This window comes from Capsulimonas corticalis, from assembly GCF_003574315.2.
GTDB classification, from domain to species: Bacteria; Armatimonadota; Armatimonadia; order Armatimonadales; family Capsulimonadaceae; genus Capsulimonas; species Capsulimonas corticalis.
This window is the reverse complement of the sequence record NZ_AP025739.1, coordinates 5,665,425-5,678,329: the sequence shown is the minus strand read 5'-3', so window position 1 is coordinate 5,678,329 and position 12,905 is coordinate 5,665,425. Positions and strand designations below refer to the sequence as shown.

Below are 12,905 nucleotides of genomic sequence, written 5' to 3'. Positions count from 1 at the left end.
GGGAATGACTGACCGCCGGCAATTACTGAATCTTAGGAGAGTTATTTAAAATGCTGCAAGCAATGTACAGCGGAGTTTCCGCGATCCAGGCCCATCAGACCCGTATGGACGTCATCGGCAACAACATCGCCAACGTCAACACCACGGCTTACAAAGAGGGCCGCGTCACGTTCAAGGATCAGCTTTCGCAGACCATTCAGGGCGCGTCGGCAAGCAGCGGAAGCAACGGCGGCACCAACCCGCAGCAGATCGGTCTCGGCGTTGCGGTCGCCTCGATCGACACCGTCGCCAGCCAGGGCGGCCTTCAGAGCACCTCGAAGCCGACCGACCTCGCCATTCAGGGCAACGGATATTTTATGCTCGGCGATGCGGCGGGAGTGTCCTATACTCGTGACGGCTCTTTCACGGTCGACAACAGCGGCAATCTGGTCAACGCTTCCACGGGAGCGAATGTCCTGGGATGGCAGGCCGACAATACCGGCGCTATCGACACGACCCAGCAGCTGACGGCCGGATCCAAGATCAGCATCCCGGTCGGCGGCTTGACCACGACGAGCCCGACGAAGAACGTCGTCTACTCCGGTAACCTGAGCGCCGAAGCGCTGCCCACCGATGCGGCCTACACCCGCAGCGTCAAGGTCTTCGACAGCCTGGGCGAAGCGCAGAACGTCACCGTCTCCTTCACCCGTGACGCCGCTCCGACCCCGCCCGCCACGCTTCCCGTCGGCGCCACCAGCTCCTGGACCTGGGCTGCGTCCGGAACCGGAGCCTCCGGCGGCGGCCAGATCTTCTTCGACGCCAGCGGCAAAGAGATGTCCTCGGGTGGAACGATCTCGCTAGCGACGACGGACGGCTCCTCGACGCCGCAGACGATCACGCCCGATTTCTCAAAGGCCACCCAGGTCTCCGGCAGCTCCGGCGTCATTCCCGACAGCCAGGACGGTTTCGCTCCCGGCGTCCTTCAGTCCTTCAGCATCGACCAGACCGGCTCCATCGCCGGCATCTTTAGCAACGGTCTCACCCGGCCGCTGGGACAGATCGCGATGGCGGGCTTCTCCAACCCTGAGGGTCTGGAGCGCGCCGGCGGCAACGCCTTCAAGGAATCGGTCAACTCCGGCTCCGCCCATGTCGGCACGGCGACGCAGCAAGGTCTGGGCAAGATCAGCACCGGCTACCTGGAGCAGTCGAATGTCGACCTCAGCACGGAGTTCACCAACATGATCGTGACGCAGCGCGGCTTCCAGGCGAACACCAAGGTCGTCACCACGGTCGACGACATGCTGAACGATGTGATCGGCATGAAGCGGTAATGATCTGAGCTCTCACCCCCGGCGCGCTTAGCGCCGGGGGGAGGGGAAATGGAGTAAACATGATCACTGTCACACGTTTCGATCACTCCGAGTTCATCGTGAACGCCGATCTGATCGAATTTGTTGAATCGCTTCCGGATACGCACATCACACTGGTCACCGGCAAGAAGCTGCTCGTTCGCGAGACTTCGCAGGAAGTTGTGGAGCGCGTGATGGAGTACCGCCGGCAAGCAGGGCCGCTCCTGTGGAGACCGACAAACAGTCATACGGAGCGCCGCGAGGAAGCACTGGAGTAGCGAGAACACCGCACTGGGAGATTACGCATGGATTTAGCAACAATTATCGGTCTTGTACTCGCGTTCGGATCCTTCTTTGGATCGATTTTGATGGAAGGCGGCAGCCTGGCCGCCCTGATCAATCCCTCCGCAATGCTTCTTGTCTTTGGCGGCACCATCGGGGCGAGCATGGTCTCCGTGCCGCTGTCCACGGTGATTGGAATTCCGAATGTCGTCAAGCACGCATTCTTCGGCAAGCACATGGACACCGCGCACGTCATTCAGACGCTGGTCGGTTTCGCCGAGAAAGCTCGGCGCGAAGGTCTGCTGGCCCTGGAGGAGCAGGCTCGCGAGATCGACGATGAGTTCCTAAAGAAGGGAATTCAGCTGGCGATCGACGGCACCGATCCCGAGATGGTGCGCGAGATCATGGAGACGGAAGTCGCGTTCCTCGCGCAGCGGCATGCCGAAGGCGCGCACTTCTTCACCACGCTCGGCGGCTTCGCTCCGACGCTTGGAGTTATCGGAACGGTTTCCGGTCTCGTCCATATGCTGGCGAACCTCTCGGATCCCGGCTCGATGGGCCCGAGTATCGCCGCCGCGTTTATCGCAACGCTCTACGGCGTTTGCACCGCGAACCTGATGTTCCTGCCGCTTGGCGCCAAGCTCAAGCACTCCAGTCAGGAAGAAGTCCTGGTGCGGGAGATCATGACCGAAGGCATTCTCTCGATCCAGGCGGGCGATAACCCGCGCATCGTCGAGGAAAAGCTGAAGGCGTTCCTTTCGCCCAAGAAGCGCAAAGCGATCGAAGAGGCCCTGCAAGCGGCCTAAGGCTCCACGGCTTCCCTTCAGGATGACTGAAGGGAAGCCGAACGAGCGACCCATCACGGAGGATAGATAGAGAGCCATGGCAGGCCGAAGAAAAAAACGAGGCGGCGGCGAAGGCGAGCATGAAAACGCCGAACGCTGGCTGCTGACATACGCGGACATGATTACGCTCTTGGTGGCGTTTTTCATCATGCTGTACGCCATGTCCATTATGAATATGACGAAGTTCGAGCAGCTCGCAACTTCCGTCCGATCCGGGTTTGGCGGCAGCATGATGAACGGCGCTCCGAACATCACTCATGGCGGCGGCTTAAGCGGCTCGCCCGCCATCGTCACCGACAGCCGAACTCCCCAGATGCCCCCCGCTCCGCAAGAGTTCCCCAAGCTGGCGAAACCCACCGGCGATTTGGCGGATCAGAAGAAGCTGGATCGCGCCTATATGATCATGTCGGCGTATATCCAGAAGAACAAGCTGAGCCGCGTCATGAATGTGGTGCAGACATCGCGCGGGGTCGTCGTGACCGTCATGACGGATAAGATGCTTTTCGCCAAAGGCGAGGCCGATCTGAAGCCGGATGAAATGGGGCTGCTGGATGAGATCGCCAAGGTCGTCAACACGGTGCCCAATCAAGTGAGCGTGGAAGGCCATACCGATAATCTGGCGATCCACACCATGCGATACCCTTCCAACTGGGAGCTTTCCGTGACTCGCGCGACGACGGTTCTGCGCTACTTCGAGGCGCATAACGTCAGCCCGCGGCGCATGGAGGCCGCCGGCTACGCGGACCAGCGGCCCATCGTCTCTAACGACAGCGAAGATGGCCGCGCTCGAAACCGTCGTGTGGAAATTGTCCTTCTGCGGCAAAACCAGGCATAAAGAACGGGAGGTTCTTTGCCGATAATTGTGTTGTCATGGTCACACTCAAGCGGCCATCACGCAGGAAGGTCAATTTCGATGTCGACTAAAAAAGCAGAACTGCCGGCGGACGGAAGCGCGGAAGCCGTAAAAAAGAAGCCGGTCATGATGATCGCAGTCATAGGCGTCGTCCTGCTGGCCATAATCGGAACGTTTCTCGTGACGAAGCAAGTGGCGGCTAAGGGCAAGGCCGGGGTAGTGAAAAAGCACGTGGAGCACGGCCCGGTCATTACTTTGGACGAATTTCTGGTCAATCTGGCCGATAGCTCGGGCGACCACTTTTTGAAAGTGACCGTGGGCGTCGAACTCAACAAGGAAAAGGGCGTGTCTGAAGAGGGCATGAAAGAAAAGACGGCGCTGGTTCGCGACGCGATCGTCACTTCGCTGTCCACCCAAACGCGGGAAGACGTCTCCACGATGAAGGGACGCGACAAGCTGAAGGACGAGATGAAGAAGCGCATCAACGATGAACTGGGCGACGATCTCATTTGCGGAGTGTACTTCACCAACTTCGTGACGCAGTAAGCCATCGCAGACAAAGTAACCGATTTCGAACCACGGCCTCCTTCGCAAAGCGCGAGGGAGGCCGTTCCTATTTGGCGTCTCGGAAAACCTGTTGAAGATTAGAGGTTGAGTATGGAATAAAAACCTCGAACCGAACTATCATGGATGCGGCGCGCGATCATCGCGCCTGGAAAACCCGGTAGTTTTTACAGGACGCCATAAGGAACTGACATTGGCAGAAGTACTCTCTCAAAACGAAATCGAAGCCCTTCTCTCCGCCATGACCACCGTGGAAGAGGAAGAAGAGCCCAATCCCGCAATTGAAGAGCGAATGAACCGCGCCGCGTCCCCGAGCGCTCCGCAGGCGCGCTCCACGGAGGGCAAGGTGCTGCTTCCGCTGCGCAAGCGGCGGCGGGCGGCGGCGGGGATGTCGATGCAGGATTCTCACCTGCGCTTCGGCCCTGGCCCGCTCTCTTACGAGCCCTACGATTTCCGGCGCCCCGACAAACTCTCCAAGGAGCATCTGCGCAGCTTACAACTGCTGCATGAATCGTTCGCCAATTATTTTTCCTCGTCTCTGGCCACATATCTCAGAGCGCAGATGCAGATCGAAGTCGTTTCCGTGGAGCAGGTGCCCTACGACGAATATATGCGATCGATTTCGGCGTCGCTGCTCTATATTTTGAACGTCTCGCCGCTCTCGGGGCAGGCCATCTTCGAGATGGATTACGGCATCCTGTTCTCAATGATCGACCGGCTGCTCGGCGGTACCGGCGCCGCCGGCAAGATCGTCCGCGACCTCACCGATATCGAGAAAATGCTGGCGGAGAACATTGTCCATTACGCGCTCAGCGATCTCAAGACCTCCTGGGACCCGATTAACCCGCTGATGTTCGACATCGCCTCCGTGGAGGCCAGCTCGCAGTTTGTCCAGATCGTTCCCGGCAACGATACCGTCGTGCTTGTGCTGATGGAGATCCGCATGGGCGATTTCCAGGGCGCCATGAGCCTGTGTATCCCTTATCTGCTGATCAAGCCCATTCTTGGCAAGCTCAGCGCCCAGCGCTGGTTTATCAGCACGAATAAGAAGAAGGAGCCGATGTTCGGGCCACAGCTTGCGCACCGCCTGAACAGCACGCGCGTGCCGTGTATCGCGCGGCTGGGGACGGCGAGGCTCACCATGGGACAGCTCAGCGATCTGAAAGTCGGCGCGGTCATCCCCTTGAAGATGCCGCCGAACGAAGATGGCTCGCCAAGGCCGGGGCATATCGCCACTGTCGATCTGGTGGTGGGAAACCGCACCAAGTTTCGAGGCCGGACCGGGCTGCGCGGCAAAAATCTGGCCGTGCAAATCGACGAGATTGTGACTCCGGAAGCGGAGCTGATCGCGCATAAAGAATTAAACTAAACAAGTTTGGATGAGCGGTACGAGAACGCAAGGAGAACGTGACGATGGCTCAAATGCCGGATGATCTGAATGAAGATTCGCTGAAAGAACCGGAAGACTCTTCCGGCGGCCTGACCCAGGATGCGCTCGACGCGCTGTTCGCCAACACCAACATGGATGAATCGGCGACAGGTCAGGAGTGGGGCGAGGAAACCGAAGAAGAGGCGGGAGGGGAAACGGAGATGGGCGACGGCGGCGGCTTTACCGACATCGGGTTCAACTCCAACGCGACGATGTCCGATGCGGATGTCGCCGATCTCTTCGCCAGCATCGGCGGAAATCCACTGCCCGATCCGGCGCCCAGCGCCCCCGCCGCCAGCAGCGCGCGGCCGGCGACCATCGATCTGCCGTCCTTCGACACGGGCATGAGCTCCGGAGGCGCCGCGAACGGACACACCTACGAGCGCGTTCGCGACATTCCGCTGGAAGTCACCGTGGAGCTGGGCCGAACCCAGCTGCTGATCCGCGACATTCTCGACCTAAGCGCCGGCTCGATTATCGAGCTGGACAAGATCGCCGGCGAACCGGTCGATCTTTACGCGAACGGTCTGCTGGTGGCGCGGGGCGAGGTCATCGTCATCGACGACAACTTCGGCGTTCGCGTCACGGAGATTATCACGGCGGTGGCGAGAGGCGAGGCGAGGGAGCAGGATTTCATTGCAGCTTAAGCGTGTCTGCATCCGAACAGCGCTGATGGGGGCGTTGGCGCTTATCGCGACGGCGCCTTTGCTCTGGGCGAAAACCGAGGCGCATCACGATCGTCCGGCGGCCCCGATCCACGCCGCCGCGTCAGCTTCGCCGCCGGCGGCCCCAGCAGCGACCGCTCCGGCGGCGACCGCCGATCCCAAAAACATCCCCGATTACGGCGGGCGCGACAGCGCCGCCGCTGCTTCATTTGAAGGCGCGGCCGGCGCCGATGCTCCCAATCCGCTTTCGCAGGCGTGGCGCGCGTTCGAGGCGCTGGTGATCGTGCTCGCGCTGATCTTCGGCGGACTGTATCTGCTCAAGCACTACGGCGTCTTGGAAGGCGGCGCGTTTACCGGGAAGGGCGGTCCCGGCGCCGCCGCGCTGCGCCGGATGGCGCGCCAGCGAATCCGAAACTCCAGGGGATCCTCCTCGACATCCACGCCGATCCTGGGCGACGGCGCCATTCAGCTTCTTGGCACGCAGCCGCTTCCCGGAAACCCCGGCGCGTGCGTCCATCTGCTTTCGATTGAGAACCGCACCTTTTTGATCGGCGCCACGGCTCAGTCGGTGACGCTGATGAGCGAGTGGGAAGAGACCACGGACGACGGCGACGCAGATGTGACCCCCGGCGCATTCAATGAATACCTCAAGCGCCAGGGAGCGGTCGCGCCCACGCCGATCGAAGAAGACGTCGTCGAGACCAGCGTCTCCGACGCCAATGACCGCCTGCGTGAAATGCTGTCGCGCGTTCGCGATGAGCAGCTGGAAACTTCCGCGGGGAAAACCGAATTATGAAACTCTCTCGTGTTCCATTCTACGCCTGGGCGGCGCTGATCTCGGCCGTCTCCCTGCTGGCCCTCTCACACGCCGGGCACGCCCAGGGAGCCGCTGGGACCTTCAGCATTCCGACTATCCCGGGAGCGGCGCCGGCGAAGAACCCGCAGCAGGTCGCCAATACGCTGCAAATCTTGATGCTGATGACGGTGCTTACGATCGCGCCGTCGCTGCTGATCATGACCACGGCGTTCACCCGCATTGTGATTGTACTTTCATTCCTGCGCTCGGCGCTCGGCACGCAGAACATTCCCCCGAACCAAGTGATGCTGGGGCTGGCGCTGTTCCTGACGTTTTTTGTGATGACGCCAACCTTCAAGCAGGTCAATCAGGACGCGCTCCAGCCATACCTGAGCAAGAAGATTGAGTTCGGGACCGCGCTCGACCGGGGCGTCATTCCCGTACGCCGATTTATGGTCAAGCAGACCTATAAAGACGATATCCGCCTGTTCTTGCAGATGAGCCACACACCGCCTCCGGCGATCCAGAACCCGGCGCACCCGGAAGATAGCCTGCCGATGCAGGTCGCGATCCCGGCCTTCGTGATCTCGGAGCTCAAGACCGGATTCATCTTCGGTTTTATCATCTATATCCCGTTCATCGTCATCGACCTCGTCGTTTCGACTCTGCTGATGAGCATGGGTATGATGATGCTGCCGCCGACAGTCATTTCCCTGCCCGCCAAAGTGCTCGTCTTCATCCTCGCCGACGGCTGGCACGCCATCGCGGGGTCACTCGCGGCGAGCTACCGGACGTAAACAGTTCAGTAATAAGAAATACGGCCGACGCCCCTCGCGCATTTGGCGCGAGGGGATTTGTTTTGTCAAATTTCTTTCGAAATGGTAGACTACGAATGTAGTCCAGTGTCATAATGGAACCGTCGCGTGCAATATCACGTTAGGGTTGGTAGAAACTGCTCAGGATATTCGATGGAGAGTATGGTTCCATGACTCACGTCCGCAAATTGATTGATGCGGCGCTTATGACGAGCGCTGTGCTGGCTGCTACGCAATTCGCGTCTTTCGGCGCCGCGCCGGCCATGACCGGCGCGCTGATTTCCAATAACAAAATGATGGGCTTGCTGAGCCCGCTGACGCCTCCTACGGCGGACGCCCTCCCCGCAGCCGCGATGCCCGCTCCGGCGGCGGCGTCGCCCGAAGATGTGCTGCACCAGACGCTGGGGACCTACCAGGGACCGCTGGATCCGACGTTTCAGACGCTGGAGATGGCGCAGCTTTTCGACCCGTCGCTCCAGTTTATCGACTGGCGTGAGGTGTTCAATATCGCCCAGCTAGGCTCGTTTGACATTCCTCTGCGCTCCGATCCGGCGGAGCGTGAGAATATTTTGCTGTCGGCGCAGGCGATCGACAACCGCACGGTCGCGCCGGGCCAGGTCTTTTCCTTCAACGACGTTGTTGGGGAGCGGACCGAGGAGCGCGGATTTCAGGACGGCTGGATGTTCGAGCAGGGAAAACTCGTGCGCGGCACGGGCGGAGGCATCTGTCTGGTGGCGACGGGGATCTATAACGCCGCGCTGCTGGCCGGTCTGGGCGTGGTGGAGCGGCATCCGCATTCCGGTTATGTGCGCTATGCGCCGGCGGGCTGTGACGCCTCCGTGGTCTATGGTTTGAAGGACCTCCAATTCCGAAACACGACCTCCAGCCCGATTTTACTGCACGTCGATTATCAAACCGACAAATTAGGCGTGCAAATCTTCGGAACGCCCCCTCCAATCGGGTATAAAGTCGTCGTGAAACCGACGCACTACGAGGCGCTCGCTCCGAGCGTCGTCGAGAAGCCCGACGAAACCCTTCCCGCCGGCGCGCAGGTTGTGGAGCAGACGCCGCGTCCGGGCTTTGACGTCACCGTGGAGCGCTTTTTCCTGCAAGGAAATCGCCTGGTGCGCCGCGAATTACTATCCACGGAGCGGATGGAGCCCCGGCCGAAAATCGTGCGCGTCGCGTCGTCGACATTGCCGGCCCCGACCGACAACTGGCTCGACGCCATTTTGAACGAAGCCTCGCAGGACGATTCGCAATAATCGAATAACCCAATGGGAACGCCGCGCGGCGCCATCCTCGCGCGGCGTTCGAAGAGAGGCCCCATGACCGAAGAGCTGAAGGGGCTTGCCGAGACGGCAAAGCTGCTGCGCGCTCAGTTAGACCACGCGAACTACTGCTACCATATCCTCGACCAGCCGGAAATCGCCGACTCGGAGTACGACCGGATTTTTCACGAGCTTGTGGCGCTGGAGACCGAGCATCCCGAACTGCTGACATCGGATTCGCCGACGCAGCGGGTGGGATCTCCGCCGATCTCCGCGTTTGATCGCCATACCCACCGCCGTCCCATGCTCTCGCTGGCGAATGCGTTTGACGCCGACGATCTGCGCGCCTTCGATGAAAAGATCAAGCGGCATCTGGGGATCGACGCCGAAGCCAATATTTCCTACGTGACGGAACTGAAGATCGACGGTCTCGCCATCTCTCTGACCTATGAGAACGGCGTCTTCACGACCGGCGCGACGCGCGGCGACGGCGTGATCGGCGAAAACATCACGATCAATCTGCGCACCGTGTCGGCTATTCCGTTGAAATTGCGCACAGCCGACGGCGTTCCGCCGCCGGAATTCGTGGAGGTGCGCGGCGAGGTGTATCTCAGCCACGCCGAATTCGCGCGCATCAACAGCGAACGCGAGGTTTCCGGCGAGGCGGTCTTCGCCAATCCCAGAAACGCCGCCGCCGGCAGCGTCCGCCAGCTCGACAGCGCCATCACGGCGCGGCGCAAGCTCACGGCGTTTCTTTATGGAACCGGGTTCAGCTCCGCGCCGTTCACCGACAGCCAGATCGGGCTGCTCAAAACGCTGCGCGGGTGGGGGCTTCGCGTCAACCCCGAAGCGCAGCTCTGCGACGGAATCGGCGAAGTCATTGCATTCATCGAGAAGTGGACGGACAAAAAAGAAACGCTGTCCTACGATATCGACGGCATCGTAATCAAAGTCAACGACTTCGCGCAGCAGAACGACCTGGGCGCGCTGGACCGCACGCCGCGCTGGGCGATCGCATACAAATTCCCCGCGCAGCAGGGCCGCACGAAGATCATCGACATTCTGGTGCAGGTGGGCCGGACCGGCGCCATCACCCCCGTCGCGCTGGTGGAGCCCGTGACGCTGCCGCCAAACTCCGTGGTCCAGCGCGCCACCCTGCACAATCAGCAGGAGATCGACCGCAAGGACATTCGCATCGGCGACACCGTGCTGATCCAAAAGGCTGGCGACGTCATCCCCGAGATCGTCCAGGTCGTCATTTCCGAGCGTCCGGAAGATTCGAAGCCATTTTTGCTGCCGACGCAGTGCCCCGCCTGCGAAACCGACCTCGTGCGCCCCGAAGGCGAAGCCGTGCTGCGCTGCCCCAACAAGCGCGGCTGCCCGGCGCAGGTGGCGCAGCGGATCGCACACTTCGTCTCCCGCCGCGCGATGGATATCGACTGGCTCGGCGAAAAGCATGTCCTGCAAATGATCGAGCATGGCCTGGTGAAAGATCCGGGCGACCTTTACGCCTTGAAGGCGGAAGCGCTGATCGATCTGGAGAGGATGGGGGAGAAGCTCGCGGAGAATATCATCGCCGCGATTGAGGCAAGCAAAACGCCCGCGCTCGACCGCCTGATCTTCGCGCTGGGTATTCGCCACGTCGGCGACCATACGGCGGATGTTCTTGCCGGTCACTTCGGCTCCATGGACAAGCTGGCGGCGGCGACCGTGGAGGAGCTCAACAACGTCCACGAGATCGGCCTCGCCACCGCCGAATCGATCGTCGCGTTCTTCGGTCAAACGGAAACGACCGAACTGCTCAAAAAACTCACGGACGCTGGTGTTACGCCGCAGGCGGACGCGCATGCGCCGGTTTCCGATAAGTTCGCCGGCAAATCGTTTGTGTTCACGGGCTCCATGATAACGATGACGCGGGAAGACGCGGAGGCGCTCGTGAGACAGTATGGCGGACGCGCGGCGTCCTCCGTGTCCAAGAAGACGGATTATGTGGTCGCGGGCGAAAGCGCGGGAAGCAAGCTGGAAAAGGCGCAGACGCTGGGCGTCACCATCCTGACCGAGGAAGAGTTCGCCGCGCTGGCGGCCGCCGAGCCTGCCGTTCCGGCGGCGGAGTCCGCTGCTGAGCCCGTCGCAGCCGAATGATATCCCTTCCGGAACTGATCGTCGGCCAGCGAATCAACAGCAGCTCGAAATCCGTCGCGGACGCCCTGCGCTCCCGCGACGCGGCGTTCCTTCAGACTCTGGCGCGATCGCAGGCGGCATCGGGCGCGCGGGCGCTGGATATCAACGTCTCCGCCGCCTGCGCGCGCGCCGAGGAGCCCGAGCTGCTGTCCTGGGCCGCGAACGCCGTTCAGGAGGTCAGCGATCTGCCGCTCTGCCTGGACAGCGGCGATGTGTGTTCTCTGGCGGACGCCGGTCGCCAGTGCCGTGTCGCGCCGATTGTCAACTCTCTTTCTCCCGACCAGATCGATGACGGCGCTTTGGACCGTTTCGACCTGCGCCGGCCGGGACAGCGTTTCGTGGTGCTGTGTACGCGCCGCGATCTCGCCATGGACGCGGCGTCGCGTCTTTCGTGGGCAGAGTACGCCGCCAATCGCCTTTTCGAACGGGGCGTATCCGAAGAGGCGCTGATTTTCGATCCGCTGATGTTCCCGCTGCCGTCGGGCGCGGCGATTGCCGAAGCCACGTTTGAGACGATGCGTGGTTTGCGTGAACGCTGGCCCAATGCGGGTATCCTCTGCGCGGCGGGAAATTATTCGCACGGGATGCGCCGCCGGAGCGCGGCGGAGCGGGAGTGCATCCGGCTTGCCCGTTCCGCAGGAGCCGATGTCTTTCTGTGCGATCCCGCCGTATTTGTGTCCATTTCCCATTAAGAATCCACTAATTTTAGAAACCCGGCAATTGTGCTATACTATATGCGATGTATCTGTGACCGCTGATGCGGCCACAGCGCGGGAGTTAATGTCCACTCTATGTTAAATGTGTTCCGGCGTTTCGCTGGTCGGTTCTCGCGCGACATGGGTATCGACCTCGGTACCGCCAACACACTCGTCCATGTCCGTGGACGTGGTGTTTTGCTGCGCGAGCCCAGTGTTGTGGCGATCAACCGCCACACCAATGAAGTCTTACATGTTGGCGAAGAAGCCAAGCGGATGATCGGCCGTACGCCGGGAAGCGTCATCGCCATCCGTCCGCTCAAAGACGGCGTTATCGCCGATTTCGATCAGACCGAGCGCATGCTGCGCTATTTTATTGAGAAAGTCCATCGCCGCAAGAACTTCTTCCACCCGGTGGTCGTCGTCGGCATCCCTTCGGGCATCACCGAAGTGGAGCACCGCGCCGTCAAGGAAGCGACGAAGAAGGCGGGCGCCAAGGAAGTCTATCTGATCGAAGAGCCGATGGCGGCCGCGATCGGGGCTGGCTTGCCTGTTTCGGAGCCGATCGGCTCGATGATCGTGGACATCGGCGGCGGCACCTCGGAAGTCGCGGTCATTACCTTCGGCGCGTTCGCCGCCGCCCGGTCGATCCGCGTGGCCGGCGATGAGATCGACGAAGCTATTGTCAACTATGTCCGCCAGGTGTTCAATCTGTATATCGGCGACCGCACGGCCGAGGAGTGCAAGATCGCGATTGGCTCGGCGTACAAACTCGAGCAGGAGCTGACCATGGAGGTGCGCGGGCGCGACCTCGTGACGGGGCTGCCGCGCTCGGCGACCATTTCGTCGGTGGAGGTGCGCGAGGCCATCGCCGAACCCATCAACGCCATTGTGGAAACGGTCAAGGAGACTCTAGAGGATACCCCTCCGGAGCTCGCCGCCGATATCATGGATCACGGCATCGTGCTTGCGGGCGGAGGAGCGCTCCTGCGCGGCCTCGATAAACTGATCTCCCGCGAGACCGGAATGCCCGTGCACATCGCGCCGGATCCACTGTCTTGCGTGGTGCTTGGCACCGGGAAGTACTTGGAGAGCATCCAGAGTAATTCCAACCTCCGCAACGTCCAACTGACCGAAATGCGGTTGGGGGGAGCAGCTTACTCAGGAAGGTAACGTCTCGC

Annotated in this window: 13 protein-coding genes; all 13 read left to right on the top strand. The window is 61.0% G+C overall.

From position 1 onward, the window contains the following. Nucleotides 1-50: 50 nt before the first annotated feature. Nucleotides 51-1,310, top strand: coding sequence for a flagellar hook protein FlgE (locus D5261_RS24365; RefSeq protein ID WP_119319531.1), 1,260 nt, complete (start codon nt 51-53; stop codon nt 1,308-1,310). 59 nt (nt 1,311-1,369) lie between these two features. After that, the gene (locus D5261_RS24360; RefSeq protein WP_119319532.1) at nt 1,370-1,606 is read left to right on the top strand and encodes a flagellar FlbD family protein; all 237 of its coding nucleotides are present in this window, start codon (nt 1,370-1,372) and stop codon (nt 1,604-1,606) included. A gap of 27 nt (nt 1,607-1,633) precedes the next feature. Beyond that, the gene (locus D5261_RS24355) at nt 1,634-2,416 is read left to right on the top strand and encodes a flagellar motor protein (RefSeq protein WP_119319533.1); all 783 of its coding nucleotides are present in this window, start codon (nt 1,634-1,636) and stop codon (nt 2,414-2,416) included. A gap of 76 nt (nt 2,417-2,492) precedes the next feature. Further along, nucleotides 2,493-3,290: a flagellar motor protein MotB gene (locus D5261_RS24350; protein WP_119319534.1), complete on the top strand. Its 798-nt coding sequence runs from the start codon at nt 2,493-2,495 to the stop codon at nt 3,288-3,290. A 78-nt stretch (nt 3,291-3,368) separates the two neighbouring features. After that, nucleotides 3,369-3,854: a flagellar basal body-associated FliL family protein gene (locus tag D5261_RS24345; protein WP_119319535.1), complete on the top strand. Its 486-nt coding sequence runs from the start codon at nt 3,369-3,371 to the stop codon at nt 3,852-3,854. 211 nt (nt 3,855-4,065) lie between these two features. After that, on the top strand, nt 4,066-5,241 hold the full coding sequence (gene fliM, locus D5261_RS24340) for a flagellar motor switch protein FliM (protein ID WP_119319536.1): 1,176 nt from the start codon (nt 4,066-4,068) through the stop codon (nt 5,239-5,241). A gap of 44 nt (nt 5,242-5,285) precedes the next feature. Beyond that, nucleotides 5,286-5,948 carry a flagellar motor switch protein FliN gene (gene fliN / locus D5261_RS33650; protein ID WP_119319537.1) on the top strand — a complete coding sequence of 221 codons (663 nt, stop codon included), beginning with the start codon at nt 5,286-5,288 and terminating at the stop codon, nt 5,946-5,948. Beyond that, nucleotides 5,938-6,762 carry a flagellar biosynthetic protein FliO gene (locus D5261_RS24330; RefSeq protein WP_119319538.1) on the top strand — a complete coding sequence of 275 codons (825 nt, stop codon included), beginning with the start codon at nt 5,938-5,940 and terminating at the stop codon, nt 6,760-6,762. Before fliN ends, D5261_RS24330 begins: the two co-directional genes overlap by 11 nt. Then, the gene (gene fliP / locus D5261_RS24325) at nt 6,759-7,559 is read left to right on the top strand and encodes a flagellar type III secretion system pore protein FliP (RefSeq protein ID WP_119319539.1); all 801 of its coding nucleotides are present in this window, start codon (nt 6,759-6,761) and stop codon (nt 7,557-7,559) included. Before D5261_RS24330 ends, fliP begins: the two co-directional genes overlap by 4 nt. 188 nt (nt 7,560-7,747) lie before the next feature. After that, nucleotides 7,748-8,842, top strand: a complete 1,095-nt coding sequence (locus D5261_RS24320; protein WP_119319540.1) for a VanW family protein — start codon at nt 7,748-7,750, stop codon at nt 8,840-8,842. Nucleotides 8,843-8,905: 63 nt separating this feature from the next. Next, nucleotides 8,906-10,990 (top strand): NAD-dependent DNA ligase LigA, encoded by a 2,085-nt coding sequence (gene ligA / locus D5261_RS24315; protein ID WP_119319715.1) that lies wholly within the window; start codon nt 8,906-8,908, stop codon nt 10,988-10,990. Further along, on the top strand, nt 10,987-11,721 hold the full coding sequence (locus D5261_RS24310) for a dihydropteroate synthase (protein WP_119319541.1): 735 nt from the start codon (nt 10,987-10,989) through the stop codon (nt 11,719-11,721). Before ligA ends, D5261_RS24310 begins: the two co-directional genes overlap by 4 nt. A 99-nt stretch (nt 11,722-11,820) precedes the next feature. Continuing rightward, nucleotides 11,821-12,897 carry a rod shape-determining protein gene (locus D5261_RS24305; protein WP_119319542.1) on the top strand — a complete coding sequence of 359 codons (1,077 nt, stop codon included), beginning with the start codon at nt 11,821-11,823 and terminating at the stop codon, nt 12,895-12,897. Nucleotides 12,898-12,905 lie beyond the last annotated feature (8 nt).